Consider the following 19363-nt stretch of genomic DNA (forward strand, 5'->3'; position numbering starts at 1 on the left):
AGAGTAAATAATTGGGGAAGTTTTACAGCTCGAAAGGCAAAGCAAAGCTATATCAAAAAGTAGGAAGTAGTATGATTCATGGAGCTTTTTCTATAAATTCTTGCGTGACTTGTTAATATCATATAAAAAAGTAGGTGACAGCTTCTGAAATGCTAGCTAAAGTATTCATATAGACTAGGAGGATAAGGTGATGCTTTAGTGGCGGTACATGTTGCAATTAATATATAGAGCTAGTAGCCTCTGTTAAAGTAGATAGAAATTGAAGATATAAAAGAGTTAAGCTAATCTTACTTCACCTGGTTTAAAGTGGAACAGGATTGACAATAAAGATATAAATGGGATTAAAATATGGCGGGAGAAGTAAAAGGGAGCACATCAAAGTTATAGGGTTCTGATTATATCTGAAGTAGCAAGTTAGATCTAAAGCCCAATCAGTATTGTATAGCAAGTTTCTGAGCTCTTTTCTTTACGTTTTGATAACAATAGTAGAAGACGGTTAAAGAACCATAGTAATTTATACTCTTGAATTAACAAAGAAAAGATGTAGAATCAAAAATATATCACATTAGTGGGGAGTTATTAATCTATGAACAAAAAAAAATAATAAAATCAAGTTAGGTTTAATAGAACTTGCAAAGCAACTAAAACATGTATCTAAAGCGTGCAAAGTAAAGGGATATTCTAGAGATGCATTTAACTGGTTTGGGGAATTATATGAAAATGGGAAAGAAAAAGTATTACATGAAATAGATAAAAAGGTTACCATTTACAAATAGGGTACCAGAACATATAGAAAAAGCAGTTATAGAAATAGCGATAGAGCTTCCGGCATGCGGACAAAAAAGTGCGGCCAATAAACTAAAAGAAAGAGGAATTTCAATATCTTCTGGTGGGATAAGGTCAGTATGGAAAAGGCATAATCTTGAAACTTTCAAGAAGAGATTAAAAGCACTTGAAGTAAAAGTAGCTCAAGGTGGCATAATTTCAACAGAAGGGCAACGTATTGCTTTAGAAAAAGCTAAAGAACAAAAAGAAGCACAAGATGAAATTGAGGCACAGCACTCAGGATATTTATGTGGCCAGGATACATATTATGTAGGCTATATCGAAGGTATAGGAAAAATCTATCAGCAAACCTTCGTTGATGCTTATTCGCGGGTTGCATTTGTCAAATTGTATGTGGAAAAAACAGCTATTACGGCTGCAGACTTTCTTAACGACAGAGTTATTCCGTTTTTTGAAGAACATAAAATTCCATTATTACGGATTCTAACTGATAGAGATATCGAATATTGTAGCAAACCTGAAACCCATGCTTATCAGCTATATTTAGGAATTGAAAACATTGACCACTCTAGCACTAAAACCAGTTCTCCACGAACAAATGGTATATGTGAGAGGTTCCATAAAATCATGCAGGATGAATGTTACCACATTCTTTTTAGAAAGAAGACTTACAACTCTTTAGAAGATTTGCAAGCAGATGTTGACCAGTGGCTACGTTCCTATAATGAGAGAAGGCCTTACTCAGGAAAGTATTGCTATGGAAGAACACCTATGCAGACCTTTTTAGATACTAAGGATATTGCTTTAAAAAAGAATATGCATCTGTTCTGCATTGGGTAGATACAAGCAACTAACAGACAAAGTCTGTTAAACCAGAAAGAAACTGGCTTTGTTGCATGGCAACTTATGCGGTGGTGGTTTATGACAGATTCATGTAACCATTTCAAACTTAGCCATGCCAATGTCAGTAAATTTATTGAGCAAATAGCACTTGATTAGCAGTTTTTTCACGATTTATCTCAGCCTCAAGCTAAATCCAAACATTTGCAAAAGGTATGAAAAACGCATTAATCTCGCTAAATGAGAAGATTCTTCTGAGAAAAAGATCTATCATCGAAACGGTTTTTGGTTACCTGAAAAACAGATTAGAAATTGAACATACTCGCCATAGGTCCCCTGTTAACTTCCTAGTTCACACTTTTTCTACACTCATTTCATATTCCATGCAACCCAAAAAGCCCTCTATTTGCAGCTCTTTCTTTATCGGCTAATCCATAGTTAGCGTTATAAAAGTTGTAGCAAGTTAATAATTTTTTATGGAAGAAAAGGTATGTTAGAAATTTGAATGCTTCACAAAGGTGGTGAAAATGAGACTGTATCATAGAAATATCGAATACCTGATAAAGAACCTTACCTCTTCAGAGGAAGTGATTATTTCAATAAAGGAAAAGTGCAGATTATATCTGTTAATGAATCTAAAAGTAAATCAAAAGTGGTTGGATCAACTGTATATCAGGTAACACTATGGTACGATGGTCCACTCCTTGGTGGAGAGTGTTCCTATCCTGCATTTGTGTATTATGGTCCGTGTAAGCATATGGCTGCAACAGGTTTTGCTCTGATCTACCTCAATAGAAAAAAATACAGGTCATCTGTGCGCTCTGAAGATACGGATAAACAAGTTTGCCTTAAAAGGCTTAAAAAACAAATCAGGAGTTTATTTCAATAATTGTTTGTTTAAGTAATCAACAAGACCAGTCCTGTCATCCAAGTAACTATAGAAACGGATTAAATGCAAAATTTACTTGACAACTTTCGCCGTCACCCTTATAATGATACTGAAGCTATTTGTTTAACTTCCCAATCTGTGCGGGTTAAAATGACAAGAAAACTTGTGTTTGGCGTACTATTGTTTAATTTTTCGCACTATATGCGCTGCATGTCTTTAAAACTTCGGGTTTTTACCTATAAAAGCTGAAACGCGCTTATAAGTCGTTTAAGACATCACCCAACACCGGATTTTAAAATAGAGAGTGGAATAACTAGCTACCTAGGGGTTTTATTATCCTTTTCTTCTGCCTGGTAAATTTCTTAAATATTATAGCTTAGACTAATTGCGTTTAAAAGCAGCTAAATTGGAGCGTTTAAGGCATAAAAACGCCAATACTGAAAATAAATACCGACCAGGGCTTCTTTTGTCTTTTTTTTCTGCTTAGGTCATGCAAGGAATTTATTATCTCCTCAGCAGCCTATCACGTGCTGCATTTAACTTTTGTGCAAAATATTCTGAGCCTCCTTTATCTGGGTGAACTAACTTCATTAAATTTTGATATGCTTTATTGATTTCGTTTTTGCTTGCTTCAGGATTTAGCCCCAATATTTTTAGTGCCTCATCTGTGGACATATTATCACCAGTTTCATTTTTAGTATAACTTCTACTGCCATTAAATTCATTCAAAAATCTACTCAATATAGAATTCATCATGAAACCTATGTTATTTCTTTTTATTAAGAAGAGAAAAAATACAACAACGCTAGGCAAGACAAAAGTAATTACTATAAATATCAAAAAAAGAAAAAAGATGAATGACATGTATATTTTTTTATCATTTTGTGATTAAATAGTAACAATTATAGTCGTCGTGGTAAACAACATGTTCATTCAAATTGAAGAAACACCAAACCCAAACACGCTAAAATTTCTTCCTGGGTTTGCAATTTTAAACGAAGAAGAAACTGCTGATTTTTCAAATGCGGATGAAATAAAAAATTCTAAACTAGCAGCAAACCTCTTTCAAACAGAACATGTGATGAGAGTATTTTTTGGTCATGATTTTATTTCAGTTACAAAGCTAGATGGTATTAATTGGGACATATTAAAAGTGGAAATTTTAACTACGATTATGGATCACTTTACTTCTGGTGGAAAAGCACTTGATAAGGAAGGGGTGAATGATAATAATATACTAGAAGAAGAATTTTTTGATGAAAATGATATAGAAATTGTAAACAGGATAAAAGAGTTGATGGAAAGGTATATTAAACCTGCGGTTGCTCAAGATGGTGGTGATATCAAATTTCGTGGCTATAAAGACGGAATAGTTTACGTTGAGCTGCAAGGAGCTTGTTCTGGATGTCCAAGTGCTGCAATTACTCTCAAGCAAGGAGTGCAAAATATGCTGTGCTATCACATACCAGAAGTTTCGTGTATAGAAACTATACTATGATTAATCAAACAGTTAGAGGAACAAAAGATCTTCTGTTTGATGAATGGTATAGGTTTAAATATGTTCAACAAACAGCGAGTGAAATTTCAAGTTTATATGGCTTTTTGCCTGCTGAGACTCCAATATTTGAATATACAGAAGTCTTTACAAAAACTTTAGGTGATAGCTCAGATATCATCAATAAAGAGATGTATACCTTTAATGATAAAGGAGGCAAGAGGATAACTTTACGTCCTGAGTTCACCGCAGCAGTTGTCAGGCTTTTGATTAAAAAAAAACTGCAAACACCAATAAAATTATTTTCGACAGGGCCTGCATTTCGCTATGAAAGACCGCAAAAGGGAAGACAAAGACAATTTCATCAGATAAATTTTGAAGCTTTTGGCATAGAAGATCCAAAAGCCGATATTGAATTGATTACACTTGCTCAGCATCTATTAACTGAATTTGGTATCGATAAAAATGTAAGGCTGGAAATTAATTCTTTGGGCGATGGTAAAACAATAAGTAAGTATAGAGAAGTCTTGATATCATATTTTAAAAAGTTTCAAAACGGCTTATCAGAAGATAGCCAAAATCGATTGATTAAGAACCCACTCAGAATATTAGATTCTAAGGACAAGACAGATAAAGAAATAATCTCTGGTGCACCTAAAATCAGTGACTATTATACGAAAGAGTCCTTGAGTTTCTTTGAGCAAATACTAAATGGATTAACAATTCTTGATATACCTTATACTGTAAATGATAAATTGGTCCGAGGTTTGGATTATTACTGCCACACAGTGTTTGAATTCGTCACAGAAGATTTAGGTAGCCAAGGAGCAGTTTTTGCAGGTGGAAGATATGATAATCTAGTATCTTCAGTAGGTGGGAAGCATACTCCGGCAATAGGATTTGCAGGAGGTATTGAGCGCATAATGGAACTGACCAACTATTTCGTGAAAGAGGAAAGAGCTATTTATCTAATTCCTATTGGCAAAGAGGCTGAAAAGCATGCTCTGACACTTGCAAATGAACTGCGCAGAAATGGTTTATATGTAATCTATGAGTATAGCGGAACTCTCAAAACCCGAATGAAAAAAGCAAATCAGGCGGATGCTAAAGTTGCGCTTATTTTTGGTGATGAAGAACTGAGCAGCAAAACATTAAATGTCAAAGATATGGATCTAGGTGAAGAAAAAACGATTGCCCGCAATAATATAATAAAAAGCATTCATCAAGTGTATGGCAAGAACCGCAAGAGCAGGTTTTGTTAGGCATTTTTTCGCTTTTCTCGATCCGCAGTCACAGGCGCTTGTATGTATTCAGGAGCGTGGTGAATATTGAAGCAAAAGTGGTGCCATTCCAGTGCTTGACACTGGATGGCTTTGTTGTAAACTTACTTTTGCTCTATGATTACCTTTTTATGGCATCTTGTCTATCTCATTCTATCATTTGCTGGACTGCAATTGCTCTTTTCCATCCGCAGTTACAGACACTACATTATTGACAGAAGGCGGTTTAGAATTAATAGCCTTTTCTATCGCTTTAGCTTGTTCACGATCTTGACTTAAGAAATATATAGCCAGTCCAACCACTATTCCAGCAACGAGAGTAGATACTGCTATGCGCCCAACATGATAGCCATTGAAGGACCTGCTAAAGCACTGCAACACACAATCCAACACTAAGAAAAACGCCAGTTATAACACCAAATGAACTATTACATACAGCGCTCCATTTCTTCGAGTTAGCTTGTTTTTTCATACCTTTAACAAGCGTTTCTCTTGTTTTTCCTTGAGCTAAATCTAATGGAATTTCACCTTTTTGGTTCTTTATCAAAGAATTGATATCCTAATTAAAAAGGACCTCTATTGCCTGAGTGTTATTATCTCTAACAGCCTGGTGCAATAATGTATTGCCTCCTTCACCCTTAAAGTTCATGTGAGCACGAAGTTCTTCATCTTGATTCTTTATTAGGCTGTTTTTTGGACCGTCATCCCCCGTATTGCTGCTTTCAAATACCCTATCACATCTTCTAGTGGTTGTTTATCAGGATTTTGCACAAAATGAAGCAGAATTTCGTGTATCTTTGTTTCTTTCGTAGTTTGTGGCTGCTTTAAAACAAGCACAAACGTGCCTTGATCAATCTTTTTACCATTCTTTATTTCTTGGATCATTGAATTTAAACCATTAGTCATACGATCCTCCTTATTTTGATCATATTATTTATTAATAATACAATAAATTCTGCTGAAAGTCAAGCTTTTGATTAAAAAATCAATATAATTGATGATAGTTTCTATGGATGTTGTCCAATTTTAAATTAACGTTCTGCAACAAACCTGTTAAAAAAAACTCACAGGATCAACATCTATTGTTACAGCAATGCTCGAACTCAAGTTACAACTTTTAATCCAGCATTTCAGCTTTCTCTGCATGGATAGACTATGTCTATAGTGTATCTTTAGTAATATCCTATACCGATATTTATTATTTAAGAAATTTATTGCTGCTGGCGATGGACCAAGAATTTCGAATTCTTTCAAACATTGGTTATGCAAGAATCTTGCTATTTCATTTGCTGCTTTTTGTGTTGCAATCTGATTCTTACCACAAATTATAAGTGCTATTAGCCTGCTGAACGGTGGCATTTTGGCCCCGCATCTTGACTTAAGTTCAATTTCATAAAATGCGTCCCTCTTTTGATGCTGCAATGCTTTTATTATCAAGCTTTCAGGATTATTGGTTTGTATTATTACTGTTCCTTTTTCGTTGAACCTTCCAGATCTCCCCGCAACTTGGTGCAATAACTGATATGTCTTTTCTGCTGCTCTCAGATCAGAATTTTCGAGACTCAAATCCGCATTTATCACACCAACCAAGGTCAATTTAGGAAAATTGTGTCCTTTAGCAATTATTTGTGTGCCGATTATAATATTCACTTCTTCTTTCAGCACTAAGTCAATAACGTTACTAACCGACTTCTGATCGCTACTTATGATCGAAGTTTTTGCATTTGGTATTAGTTTGACCATTTCTTCAAGCAACCTTTCAATTCCTACACCATAAAGGGACAATGACTGCTCACTTTGGCAATTAGAGCATTTTTCTGGGAGTTTTAATTGATAAAAACAATGATGACACAAAAGGGCGTTCTTTTTCTTGTGGTATGTGAGCCAAATAGCACAATTTAGACAGGAAATTTTGTATCCACACTTTTTACAAACTGCCAGTTGTGCATACCCTCTGCGGTTTAGAAAAAGCATAACCTGCTGTTTTTTCTCTATGGTTTGTTTTATCCACTTGAAAAGCTCATCGGAAATCCATTGTTTGTTGTTTCTCATGTCCACTACTTTAATAAGTGGTAATTCTGCACCGCCAAATCGCTTAGCTAACTTCACGTGATTGTAATTCTCATTTTTGACGTGGTGAATCGTTTCAAGCAGTGGAGTAGCTGACGACAGAATTATTGAAATGTTTTCAATTTTGGCTAAGATTATCGCCATATCTCGAGCATTGTATATAATCCCCTGTTCTTGTTTAAAAGATGAATCGTGCTCTTCATCAACGATAATCAATTTTAAGTTTTTATAAGGTAAAAAAAGTGCTGATCGTGCCCCAATAATTATTTGTACATTTCCATTTGCTATATCAAGCCAGTTATTTCTGCGAGTTTTTGGAGTGAGCCCCGAGTACCACTGAGCTAGGTTTCTTGATATCTGACTGCGAATACGATTTACTAATTGTGAAGTTAAAATAATTTCGGGCAGGAGAATTAAAACTTGAGCGTCGTTTACAGTGTCAACTAACTTCGCAATCACAGATAAATAAACTTCCGTTTTCCCAGATCCTGTTTCACCGTCAAGCAAAGTCACTGAGTATTCGTTCAAATTGCTTGCTATTCTGTCACTAGCTATCTGCTGCTCATGGCTTAACTGACAATCTATTTCACTTATCTCCTGATCTTTTTCAACACAAACCAGTTTGTCTATTTGGTTTACTTTTAACACCCCTCCCATTATTGCTTTTGCAAGCATACCAATAGGTATTAAATTGTATTGCGCAACCCACTCTGCAAATGCGATCAATTTTGGTCTAACACTTGGTAGATTGATCTTTTGCCCGATAAATTTTAATTCTCGATCACTCTTGTCACTGCATTTCCAAGCTATTCCAATCAAGCGTTTTTTACCAAATTGCACTACTACGTAATCCCCAATTGAAATTTCAGTATTTTCTTCAACTGCATATGAAAATGGCTGATCAATTCGAAGTGGTAGTAATACGTCAACTGTCTTTGTCATAGCAGTCTCAGTTTAGCACTGTTTTTATGAGTCTGTAATCTTTAACAATATAGATGAATTAGAAAAACTATACACAGAAAAAAGATCTTAATATTTAACATATTATTCATAGTACACACCATATAATTGATAAATTAATAGATTTACATAATTTGTGGAGGCCATTGATGGTTGACGATAAGATTACTTTGAACTTTGAAATAGAAAGAGGTGAGCCTATAGCAGCTCAATCCCACTTTTCTGCACGTATAAAGCTTACAAATGAAAGCAAAAATCTTTTGCGCGAGAAGCTTGGCAGTACAGTTAAATTTGATAACCTGGATAGCTACTTAGCTCTCAACCATGAGAATTTTTATATCTATTACAATAAATACGGTGGGTATTATGGTAGAGATGAGCTATATGTTAAAAATGATGATGGCAGATCTTTAACTTCTAACCTTCCACTCAATCACTATGGATTTTCAATGGAGCTATCATTGGGTGAAGGAGCAATCGCAGACTATGGCTTTTATCCTCTAGCTGTAATTTATAACCCAAGTCACTATGATAAGGCAAAAGAAAAAGTATTTGATGATCATGGTGAATTGTCACCAATTGCATCAAATGTGTTAGATAACTTTCTAAGCAACACAAACGGCTTGGCTACGCAAGACATACTTTTAAAGATACAAAATGAAATTGCTGAAAAAGAGGTGAAACTAGTAAGGGAGAAAAGACAGGCGGAAGAAGAATTAAATCAAAAGAACGAAGAGTTAAAAGAACTTATAGAAAAAGATGAGATCAAAATATTTAAAGTGATAAAAGGTCATGATATAGGTGATGGACGTTCAGCAGTAACTTTACAACCTGATGGGGAGAAAGGAGATAAAATACCTCTCGATTCGAGTAAATACTATATAGCAGATTATGAAGTCAGTGAGTACCTACATTGTGTTAGTTCTGGTTATGATATGCTGCTCGATTACAGCGATTTATTTTTTGTGCTGAACGAAAGTTCCTACTCTGATCTTGATAGTGGATTTTATCCAATGTTTGACTTCAATTCTTATGCAAGCAACTTAAGCACTAAGAATCAGTATTATGGTGATAGTAAGTTATCTGAAGAATTATCTCATAGTCTAGAGAGAAATGATGGCTGGATGAGTCGATCAGATACTGAAGCTATAATTGATAATGAGCAAATGAACGAAAAAGTTATAGTAGAAAGTGAAGCCAACCCTAGAAAGAAAAGAGCAATTGAGGAGGACGATAGTGATATGAAAGGTAGTGATAACTCAGTAAACATTCAAGCAAAAAATGAGAACCAAAAATCAACGACTGTGGAGTTTCAAGAAAATTCTGTACCGCAGGAGTTAATAAAAGAGCTATTTCCAAATAAAGAGAGTGTAATAATAAACGATAAGCTTACGATAGAAGTAAAATATGGTGAGCTAACTAGTTACACACCTGATTATATAAAGCAAACTGTAAAAGATGCTTATGAGGCTTGGTCTGAAAATTTCTATTCACAAAAAAGCAATCATAGTGATCAAGTAAAATTGCAGCTTTATGTATTCAGAAATTATGATGATTATAGAGCTTATATAAAGGAACTTTCTGGTGGCAAAGACCATAACGAATTATGGGGTGGTGGAACAGTGAGAGCAGATGAAAGTGACGGTACTATAGCAAAAACTTTTATTATTGGAGATGTAAATAGCTTACTTTGTGCGAAATCTAAAATTTTAATGGAAAAGATGAGCGATGCATTTCTTGAGTACGCCACTGGCAATCTCAATGAAGTACCTGAAGTTTTACGCGCTGATATGAAGCTTTTCATGTGGAGCTATGATGCAGCTAAAAAGGAAAGCACTCGCGATATGCAGTACACAAAAGAAGCATACAATAAAATGCATGAATCTTGGTATGATACACCGTATAAAATAGCAAGTATGTCTAACGACCATAGAATGTCAGATTGCTTGGTAACATTCTTGCAAGAAAAACATCCTCAATTTATCAAGCAATTGCTTACTACAACACCTTTTGGTAGAGCACAAGCAATATCAGAATTCAAGCGTCTTTTAGATAACTCAGAAATTGAAAGAGAATTTAAGCAGTGGATGGATGTAAAAAGTGGCAATAAAATTGTAGAAGATCTTATACCAGATAGTGAAGCTATGACTTTCGGCGAACACAAGCTTCAAATAAATATAAAATATGATAATGAGGAATTAACTCAGAGAAAACTGAGTAGTATAAAAAATACCATCGAGAGTACTATAAAAGATTTTGACTCAGCATTTGGCATTAATAATTCTCAACCTTGGCACAATATACCAAATAAAGTCAACATCTTCGTATTTAATACAAAGAGTGACTACGAAAATTATCTAAAAGAATTGAGTATTGGTTATCAAGGTAATTCTGGTTTGACGCTTCAGGGCTGCGGTTCAGATGTTCATGTTTATTTTTACTTGCAGAATGAGTTCAATGACTCATGTAAAACTTTAAAACATGAACTGGGACACGCTTTAACCGTCATTAATTCCTATTATGGCACGGGTAGTGTTTTATCTAAAGCTATGCATGAAGGAATTGCTAACTATATGGCAAGTTTGGAAGACGGTCAGCATGTCAATGATCACGGAGATAAAGAGGCCTTAATTGCAATAAGAAATAAAGATCTCAAACAAGATGAGATACTGCACAATAATATTATAAATAATAAAGGGGAGCATTATCATTCAGATGCTGAACAAGTGATAAAATTTCTTGAAGATAAACACCCAGATATGATCGATAATTTGCTAAAGAGCCTCTCTACACATGGTACAAATAAACCTCAAAGTAATAAATTAGTTGAGGATTTTTTGGCTAAGTTGAAAGATTATGATCAAGAGTTTAAACAGTGGGTCAAGGTTCAATTGAGTGGTGAAGAGTACCTGAAGCGTGAACTCGAAGTATCAAGTACGCAAGAGGATAAAACTGAACACCCTACTAATGAGGAAAGAAAAAGGAGTAAAAGATCGATAGAAGAAGATGAGGATAAACAGGAAGAAGTTATCATAACAAGTGTTATAGACAGCATGAAAGATGATAAAGAAGAAGACGACCCAAAGCACCCTTTAAAGGTAAAGATAGGTGAACCTATTGAAACAGAAAAGTATAATGTGGAATTGCAAGTGACATATGACGATGTGAAGAATTTTTATGATATCGTACGTAACAAATACCATGTGAGCAAAGAATATAACTATGAGCAAGTCATGATTTTATATAACGAAATTGTTAGTCCGGCTCACAACCATCATTACGAACCATTTACTCTTGATAAAGCATATGTTGCTGATAATCATCTATTTATCAAAGATCATGATTTTGGAACTTTAGATGATTTTAATGAGATGTTCTATAAAAGTGATGAGTTAGTAATATAAAGGGCTAGATTCAACTTGGTGGACGAGAATTATAAGGAATTAGATTTTCTACTATCATCCAAGCAGCAGACACTGGCATCCAGAAAACTTAACTTTAAATGAGCGCATCAGGTGGCTGTGCAATAGAAACTGGATTCCAGTGTCAAACACTGGAATGACACCCTTTAAGTTTCGTACAGCTGTCCATCATGCGCTATGTAAATAACAACTATGCGACTTTTATCTTCAAGGTTTCTTATCGAGTATCAACATCAGCTCGTCCCATTCCCTTTTACCAATTCCGCTTTCTTCTCTAGTAACATTTTCTCCTTTAATTAATTTGCGGACTACTTCTAGACCGATTCTTGAAATACAAACCGATTCTAAGCAATATTCAACGAAAGCGCTGTATGCCATTGGGACCCACTTCTTTATTATATCCAACATAACTTCTGCATAGACTCTAATTTCATACTGAGCATGCTTGTCAGCTCTAAGCTTCAAAAAATGAAGAAGGTTATGTAGATCTATCTTCCAATAAAATTGCGTGTAGTAATTAAGCGTTAGATTGGTTCTGGCAATTTCTCTTGCAAGTCTCTGCTGAATAAATCTCTCATAATGAGAATATACTAAATTAGAGTCATTTGTCAGAGAATCTATTATTTCTTTCGATGTATGTGAGTCAAAAGCTTCACCACTACCTTGTTTATTATTATCAGATTGTTTTGCAACCTGTTCTGGCTTTGGTATGTAAAATTCGTTATCAAGTATTGAATACCTTGCTGAATACTCATTCACATTTGCAGTTCTATGCCTTATCCATTGTCTTGCAACGAAAATTGGAAGTTTCACGTGAAACTTAATTTCACACATCTCAAACGGAGTTGTATGGTGATGCCTCATTAAATACTTTATAAGCGCTTCATCTTGACTTATCTGCTTTATTCCTTTTCCATAAGAAACACGAGCAGCTTGAACTATAGCGCTGTCAGAGCCCATATAATCCACTACTCGAATAAACCCATGATCTAATACCTTATGTTTCTCATATAGAATTTCATCTATTTCTTTTACTGTAATTCTCTTGGTTGAATAATGTTCCTCATTCATAAAATATCCTCAAGATGAAATGGAGATATCAGCTCCACACGAATTTAGTTTTTCGTGCATTGCTTCATACCCTCTCCATAAATGATGCGAGTTATTTATTGTAGTTTCTCCACTGGCTACCAAAGAAGTAAGTACTAAGGCTGCCGTTGATCTTAAATCAGTAGCATATAGATTAGCTCCAGACAAGCTTTTTACTCCATTTATAATAGCTTTGCTTTTCTTGATGCTGATGTTAGCACCTAACTTTCTCAATTCATCTGCATGTGCAAACCTATTTTCAAAAATGTTTTCTTCAATTACTGATATCCCATCAGTGACGCACATTGCAGACATCAGTTGAGGCTGCATATCACTAGGAAAGTTAGGGTATGAATCTGTTGTAACATTAGCAGATTTAATAGAGCCATTTTTTCTAGAAATAGCAATACCTTTGTCATACAGCTCAACCACAGCTCCTATAGCCTCCAATTCATTTGCAATACATCTTATATCAGATAGATTTATTCCTTCTAACATCAATTTACCACCAGTTATTATGGCAGCTAGTGCGTATGTACCGGCTTCTATGCGATCTGATATTATTTTGTGGACACATCCATTTAATGTCTCAACTCCTTTTATTGTTATTAGACCTCTTGCAAAATTCTTTGTCATCCCAGTAGCGTAACACTGGGATTTATCATGGATTCCAACGTCATGCGCTGGAATGACATCAGAGAGACCTATTTCATTATCATGAATATTAATATCAGCACCCATTTTCTTCAAGAACTCTATTAAATCCAGAACCTCTGGCTCTGTTGCAGAATTGTTTATTATTGTTATTCCTTCTGCAAGTGTTGCTGCCATTATTATCTTCTCCGTTGCACCAACGCTTATTTTTTCAAATGTAATTTCTCTCCCTTGTAGCTTTCCTTTCACCGTTGCAATTATATTACAGCCGTCAATTTCAATTTTAGCCCCCATTTTTCTAACGCTTTGATGTGCATGTCAACATGGCGTTTTCCAATGTTGCACCCACCAGGAAATGCTGTTCTCGCCTTGCCGAATCTGCTAAGCGTTGGGCCTAGCATTAAAAAAGATGCTCGCAGTTTATTTGCAGTTTTATGTGGTATCACATGATTGTTAATATTGCTACAGTTAATTTCTAAAGTATGATTTGCTTTATAATCTTTGTTGTACATAAAGTTTACTTTTGCTCCAAGACTTTCGAGCAGCTCAAACATAAGATGCACATCAATTAGATCAGGTACATCATGCAAAGTTACTGAAGAACTACTCAATAGGCTTGCTGCTGCTATTGGTAAAATAGCATTCTTTGAACCATTAACCTTAATTTTCCGAACTAAAGGTTCATGGTTACTCCTTACTAATATTTTATGCATTTAATCAAACTAGATCTTACCGAATAAGTATAGTGAATTGGCAGTAAAAGGCAAACATAGCCTCTTGATGAGTACGGTTATATAGTAAGCCAGTGTCAAACGCTTCCCAGTTTCACTTGGCTTAAGAAATTTACCAAGCAGAAAAAAAGACAAAAGAAACCCAGTGGTAGAAGTTGCTCACTCTCTAATCCTGCAAATTGGCGTACTATACTGTCTTGAACGACTTATAAGCGCGTTTCAGCTTGTATAGGCAAAAACCTAGAAGTCTAGGTGAATTTGATAAAGACATGAGGTGCACATAGTGCAAAAAATTAAACATAAGACGCCAACCGTGATACTTTCGTCGTTTAATCTGCACAGATTGAAGATAAATGAATAGCTCCAATACTATAATAAGGGTAACAGCGGAGGTTGTCAAGTAGTTTTTTGTTTCTATCAACTACCTAAATGACGGCTAGGATTGTATAATAGTTGTACTGGAATTCAGTTTTTCGTATAATTTTATTAAAAAAGTATGAAAGACCTATATATCAAGACTTACGGCTGTCAGATGAACGTTTATGACTCCGTTTTAATGGAGAATATAATTAAGCCTCTGGGGTTCAACGTTGTTAGTGACGCGGAAAAGGCTGATTTGGTGATATTGAATACTTGCCACATTAGAGAGAAAGCAGCAGAAAAGCTTTATTCAGAGCTTGGGAAGATCCATTCGTCACGAAAAAATAAGGAAATTACTATAGTAGTAGCCGGATGTGTAGCACAAGCAGAAGGGGAGGAAGTGTTCAGAAGAGCCCCATTTGTGGACATCGTTGTTGGTCCGCAGAGCATTGCTACTCTGCCGGAGTTGATAGTCAAAGCAAGCAGAAGTAAAGGTCATGTGATAAATACCGATTTTCCAGAGGTTGCAAAGTTTGATAAATTACCAGATGAGTATTACGGCAATAGCCAAGGGTCTTCTGCATTTCTTTCCATACAAGAGGGTTGTGATAAGTTTTGTACATTTTGTGTAGTGCCCTACACTCGTGGAGCTGAGTATTCACGGCCAGTGAATGAAATATTCCGTGAAGCAGTGAAATTAGTCGCGAATGGGGCAAAGGAAATCAATTTGCTCGGTCAGAACGTCAATGCTTACCACGGGGAATGCGAAGGGGAGGTGTGGGATTTAGGAAAATTAATTGGTCATATCGCTAAAATTGAAAAGCTAGAGAGAATTCGCTATACGACCTCTCATCCACGAGATATGCATGAATCTCTTTACTTGGCACATGCGGAAGAGCCGAAACTCATGCCATTTATTCACCTGCCTGTGCAGTCAGATTCGAATAAAATATTGCGCGCAATGAACAGGAAGCACACTGCAGAGGAGTATTTGGAAATAATAGATAGATTGCGCAAATTGAAACCTGAAATCGAATTTTCTTCTGATTTTATCGTTGGTTTTCCTGGAGAAACCGAAAAAGACTTTGAGGAAACTATGAAATTGGTAGAAAAAGTAAAGTACGCTCAGGCTTATAGTTTTAAATATAGCCCAAGACCGGGGACACCAGGGGCGGAAAGGAAGGATCAAGTACCAGAAGAAGTTAAAACAGAGCGCCTTCTTCGTTTACAGAAGCTAATTAGTGCACAACAACTCGAATTTAATCAGAGTGTGGTAGGCAAGACTATTCCTGTTCTATTTGGCAATAAAAAAGGCAGACATCAAAACCAAATTATTGGTAAGAGCCCATATATGCAATCAGTTTGCATTGATGATCCTGAAGATAAATACAGAAACAAGACAGTAAGTGTAAAGATACTGGAAGCTCGGCAGAATAGTTTGCTAGGGACAGGAATGCTTTTGAATTTGTGATTCTCCAGAAAGTCATATATTCTCTAAATTTATCCAGTTAGAATGAATATGAAGTCAAAGCATTATCCTGATACAACAAGTAGTCCTAATTTTGCGTCGTTGGAAAAGGAAATCATAAAATTTTGGCAGGAAAGCGAAATTTTTGAGCGGTCAGTTGAGGAACGTTCCGAGGATAATTGTTTTGTCTTTTACGATGGACCTCCATTTGCAAATGGACTGCCACATTGTGGGCATTTACTCACTGGTTTCATCAAAGATGCATTTGCAAGATATCAAACTATGCTTCAAAAGAGGGTCGAGCGTAGGTTTGGTTGGGATTGCCATGGTTTGCCGGCTGAGATGGGCGCAGAAAAGGAACTTGGAATATCCGGCAGAACTGAGATAGAAAAATTCGGTATTGAAAAGTTCAATAACCATTGTCGTACTTCTGTGATGAAATTTTCATCAGAATGGGAGAAGTATATAAATAGGCAAGCAAGGTGGGTAGATTTTCATAATGACTATAAAACCATGGATAAGTCATTCATGGAATCAGTCATGTGGGCATTCAAGCAGCTTTATGATAAGGGTCTGGTGTATGAGTCGGTGCGCGTTGTTCCATATAGCTGGGCATGTGAAACTCCGTTGTCCAATTTTGAAACAAGGCTTGATAACGCATATAGAGAAAAGGCTAGCAAAGCTGTAACTATTGCGTTTGAGCTTTTAGAAAATCCAAAGCAGTTTAAACAAAAATGTAAGCTACTCGCTTGGACTACAACTCCTTGGACATTGCCAAGCAACTTGGCGCTGGCAATAGGAAAAGACATTGAGTATTGTGCAGTGTTAATAAATGGTGAAATCCACATCTTCGCTGAAAGCTACTTAGAAAAGTTTATCGGTCATTGTCAGCAAAACAGTATCCCATATAAAAATTGCGATATAAAACTTAAAGCAGATGATCTGGCAGGTCTTTCTTATAAACCACTGTTTGATTATTTTAAAGATACGAAAAATGCATTCCGCGTTTTCATAGCCGTTTATGTCACAGCAGAAGATGGTACTGGCATTGTGCACACTGCTCCTGGATTTGGTGAGGAAGATTTTTACCTTTGCCAAAGCCATGATATTCCAGCCATTTGCGCAATTGATAACGGAGGCAAATTTACTGCTGAAGTTTCGGATTTAGCAGGAGTTCATGTCTTTGATACTAATGATATGATAATAAGAAAGTTAAAAGAACAAGGAAATTGGTTCAAAACTGAGCAATATATTCACAATTATCCACACTGCTGGAGGACTGACACTTCTTTAATCTATCGCACTATGCCTTCTTGGTATGTTGCTGTGACAAAGTTCAAGGAGAGAATGGCGGAGCTGAACAAAAAAGTTAATTGGATACCAAATCATATAAGGGATGGTCAATTTGGAAAATGGCTCGAAGGGGCACATGATTGGTCAATTTCACGCAATCGATTCTGGGGTACGCCGATTCCCGTATGGAAATCAGACGATGTAAGATATCCAAGGGTAGATGTGTATGGTTCGATAGCAGAACTAGAGCGAGATTTTAATGTTAAAGTGGATGACTTGCACAGACCGTTTATCGATACTTTAACAAGACCAAATCCTGATGACCCGACAGGAAAATCAGTTATGCGTCGTGTGCCTGACGTGTTTGACTGTTGGTTTGAATCTGGTTCAATGCCATTTGCGCAAGTTCACTATCCGTTTGAAAATAAAGAATGGTTTGAGAACAATTTTCCTGCAGATTTTATTACTGAGTATATAGCGCAAACTAGGGGATGGTTCTATACGCTTTTTGTATTGTCCACTGCTTTATTTGACAGTGAACCATTTAAGAACTGCATATGCCACGGTGTTGTTCTCGATATAAAAGGGCAGAAATTATCCAAACGTTTGAATAATTATGCGGATCCGATGGAAGTGTTTGATAAATACGGTTCTGATGCGCTGCGTTTTCTTATGCTTTCCGGATCTATTGTTTGTGGTGGTAATTTGCTGCTTGATAAAGAGGGAAACTCAATCCGAGATGTTCTGAGAAACGTAATAAAACCTATTTGGAACAGTTATCACTTCTTCACCATGTATGCAAATGCAGACGGAATTAAAGTTGAGGTTTGTAAAGATTATCAAAGCACTATTGATCGTTACATGATCTCCAAATGTTTTGAAGCTGTAGAAGGTATTCAAGCTTCTATGAACAACTACAATTCCCAAGAGGCTTGCAAAATTCTGATAGATTTTTTTGAAGTGTTAAATAATTGGTATATTCGTCGCAGTCGTGAGCGTTTTTGGAAAAGTGATTTAGATCAGGATAAGGCTGACGCTTATAATGTTCTATATACAGTTTTTTATTACATGCTTCGGGCTGCAGCTCCTTTATTGCCGCTTATAACGGAGACTATATGGCAGGGGCTTAAATATAAAGAAACATCTGTTCATTTGACCAATTTTCCACAATTAGAAAAGTTTGATAGCGAGCTCATTGCTAAGATGGATTTAGTGAGAGAGATATGCAACTCTGCACTCTCTATCAGAAACACCTTTAATATACGTATCAGACAGCCGCTCGACAGTATGACCATTTATCACAAGTCTTCCTGTAGTTTTCTTGAAGGTGAACCGCTTTCTGTTATCCCAGGGTTTTCTCCTGTCATCCAAGTAACTGACACTGTGATCCAGTGTGCTGCAGATTCAAATGAGTACCAGGAGATGATAAAGGATGAGGTGAATGTAAAAAAACTGGAACTGGTAAACAAACTTGAAGGTATTGCATCGCTAGAGTTAAAGCTAAATTTCCCACTACTTGGAAAGGAGGTTCCAGACAAAATCAAGAAACTAGTTCAATATGTCAAGAAAGGAAGATGGAAGCAAGTTGAAAATGAGCGGATATTTCTAGGAGATGAATCAGAGAACTACATTATAGAAAAAGGTGAGTATGAACTATTGTTAAAAGCAAACAGTAAATATTCCTCTGTGTTTGATAACAACAAAGGAGTTGTTATCCTAAAAACTGAACTAAATGATGAATTAATTCTAGAGGGGCTTACAAGAGATGTTGTGAGACTCATCCAAGAAACTAGAAAACAAGCTGATTTTCATATATCCGATAGAATCAGAATAGTAATCAAAACAGAGGATGAGAAAATTAAAGAAGCAGTGAACAGGTGGAGTGAGTACATAAAAGAGCAGACTCTTGCCTTATCTTTAGAAATTGATGTAGAAATTGAAACCAGCTTCTATTCCAAGGAATACCAAGATTTAATTGTTGGTATTAAGTTAGATTGTTAGTAGTTGCAAATTGTTAGTATTTATG

The 19363-nt window shown here is 35.9% G+C and carries 12 protein-coding genes and 5 pseudogenes; 9 read left to right on the forward strand and 8 right to left on the reverse strand.

Annotated features, from left to right (window positions below; all coding sequences use genetic code 11):
* Nucleotides 1-608 precede the first annotated feature (608 nt).
* A pseudogene (locus AB6N09_RS01450) lies at nucleotides 609-1626 on the forward strand (IS481 family transposase).
* A 90-nt stretch (nucleotides 1627-1716) separates the two neighbouring features.
* Here AB6N09_RS01450 and AB6N09_RS05735 read toward each other — a convergent pair.
* Nucleotides 1717-1848: pseudogene (locus AB6N09_RS05735) on the reverse strand (IS5 family transposase); the annotation flags it as partial.
* Between AB6N09_RS05735 and AB6N09_RS01455 the strand changes: the two are divergent.
* Both AB6N09_RS01455 and AB6N09_RS01460 read left to right on the forward strand, forming a co-directional pair.
* A pseudogene (locus AB6N09_RS01455) lies at nucleotides 1836-2057 on the forward strand (transposase); the annotation flags it as partial. The pseudogenes AB6N09_RS05735 and AB6N09_RS01455 sit on opposite strands and share 13 nt — an antisense overlap.
* Nucleotides 2058-2236: 179 nt before the next feature.
* Nucleotides 2237-2515, forward strand: a complete 279-nt coding sequence (locus AB6N09_RS01460) for an SWIM zinc finger family protein (RefSeq protein WP_411131186.1) — start codon at nucleotides 2237-2239, stop codon at nucleotides 2513-2515.
* Nucleotides 2516-3019: 504 nt separating this feature from the next.
* Here AB6N09_RS01460 and AB6N09_RS01465 read toward each other — a convergent pair.
* On the reverse strand, nucleotides 3020-3271 hold the full coding sequence (locus AB6N09_RS01465) for a DnaJ domain-containing protein (protein WP_411131187.1): 252 nt from the start codon (nucleotides 3269-3271) through the stop codon (nucleotides 3020-3022).
* Between the two features lie 169 nt (nucleotides 3272-3440).
* On the opposite strand from AB6N09_RS01465, the gene AB6N09_RS01470 reads away from it, so the two are divergent.
* Both AB6N09_RS01470 and hisS read left to right on the forward strand, forming a co-directional pair.
* Nucleotides 3441-4013: a NifU family protein gene (locus AB6N09_RS01470; RefSeq protein ID WP_411131188.1), complete on the forward strand. Its 573-nt coding sequence runs from the start codon at nucleotides 3441-3443 to the stop codon at nucleotides 4011-4013.
* Nucleotides 4010-5272 carry a histidine--tRNA ligase gene (gene hisS, locus AB6N09_RS01475; RefSeq protein ID WP_411131189.1) on the forward strand — a complete coding sequence of 421 codons (1263 nt, stop codon included), beginning with the start codon at nucleotides 4010-4012 and terminating at the stop codon, nucleotides 5270-5272. Before AB6N09_RS01470 ends, hisS begins: the two co-directional genes overlap by 4 nt.
* Nucleotides 5273-5446: 174 nt before the next feature.
* On the opposite strand, the gene AB6N09_RS01480 is transcribed toward hisS, so the two are convergent.
* From AB6N09_RS01480 to priA, 4 genes are all read right to left on the reverse strand, one after another.
* Nucleotides 5447-5671 (reverse strand): hypothetical protein, encoded by a 225-nt coding sequence (locus AB6N09_RS01480; protein ID WP_411131190.1) that lies wholly within the window; start codon nucleotides 5669-5671, stop codon nucleotides 5447-5449.
* Nucleotides 5655-5837, reverse strand: coding sequence for a hypothetical protein (locus tag AB6N09_RS01485; RefSeq protein ID WP_411131191.1), 183 nt, complete (start codon nucleotides 5835-5837; stop codon nucleotides 5655-5657). Before AB6N09_RS01485 ends, AB6N09_RS01480 begins: the two co-directional genes overlap by 17 nt.
* A 134-nt stretch (nucleotides 5838-5971) precedes the next feature.
* Nucleotides 5972-6196 (reverse strand): hypothetical protein, encoded by a 225-nt coding sequence (locus tag AB6N09_RS01490; RefSeq protein WP_411131192.1) that lies wholly within the window; start codon nucleotides 6194-6196, stop codon nucleotides 5972-5974.
* Nucleotides 6197-6343: 147 nt separating this feature from the next.
* A complete protein-coding gene (gene priA, locus AB6N09_RS01495; protein WP_411131193.1) occupies nucleotides 6344-8302 on the reverse strand; it encodes a replication restart helicase PriA in 1959 nt (652 codons plus the stop codon).
* A gap of 167 nt (nucleotides 8303-8469) precedes the next feature.
* Here priA and AB6N09_RS01500 point away from each other — a divergent pair, with 167 nt between their 5' ends.
* Both AB6N09_RS01500 and AB6N09_RS05740 read left to right on the forward strand, forming a co-directional pair.
* Nucleotides 8470-11724 (forward strand): hypothetical protein, encoded by a 3255-nt coding sequence (locus AB6N09_RS01500; RefSeq protein WP_411131194.1) that lies wholly within the window; start codon nucleotides 8470-8472, stop codon nucleotides 11722-11724.
* Between the two features lie 58 nt (nucleotides 11725-11782).
* Nucleotides 11783-11887 (forward strand): annotated as a pseudogene (locus AB6N09_RS05740) (WPE palindromic element domain-containing protein); the annotation flags it as partial.
* A 62-nt stretch (nucleotides 11888-11949) separates the two neighbouring features.
* Here the strand turns inward: AB6N09_RS05740 and thyX are convergent.
* Both thyX and AB6N09_RS01510 read right to left on the reverse strand, forming a co-directional pair.
* The gene (thyX, locus tag AB6N09_RS01505; protein WP_411131195.1) at nucleotides 11950-12813 is read right to left on the reverse strand and encodes an FAD-dependent thymidylate synthase; all 864 of its coding nucleotides are present in this window, start codon (nucleotides 12811-12813) and stop codon (nucleotides 11950-11952) included.
* A gap of 9 nt (nucleotides 12814-12822) precedes the next feature.
* Nucleotides 12823-14198 (reverse strand): annotated as a pseudogene (locus AB6N09_RS01510) (UDP-N-acetylglucosamine 1-carboxyvinyltransferase).
* A 514-nt stretch (nucleotides 14199-14712) separates the two neighbouring features.
* Here AB6N09_RS01510 and miaB point away from each other — a divergent pair.
* Both miaB and ileS read left to right on the forward strand, forming a co-directional pair.
* Nucleotides 14713-16047: a tRNA (N6-isopentenyl adenosine(37)-C2)-methylthiotransferase MiaB gene (gene miaB / locus AB6N09_RS01515; protein WP_411131196.1), complete on the forward strand. Its 1335-nt coding sequence runs from the start codon at nucleotides 14713-14715 to the stop codon at nucleotides 16045-16047.
* A 48-nt stretch (nucleotides 16048-16095) separates the two neighbouring features.
* Nucleotides 16096-19338, forward strand: a complete 3243-nt coding sequence (gene ileS, locus AB6N09_RS01520; protein ID WP_411131217.1) for an isoleucine--tRNA ligase — start codon at nucleotides 16096-16098, stop codon at nucleotides 19336-19338.
* Nucleotides 19339-19363: the final 25 nt, after the last annotated feature.

Source organism: Wolbachia endosymbiont of Tettigetta isshikii (assembly GCF_041154185.1).
Classification (GTDB): Bacteria; Pseudomonadota; Alphaproteobacteria; order Rickettsiales; family Anaplasmataceae; genus Wolbachia.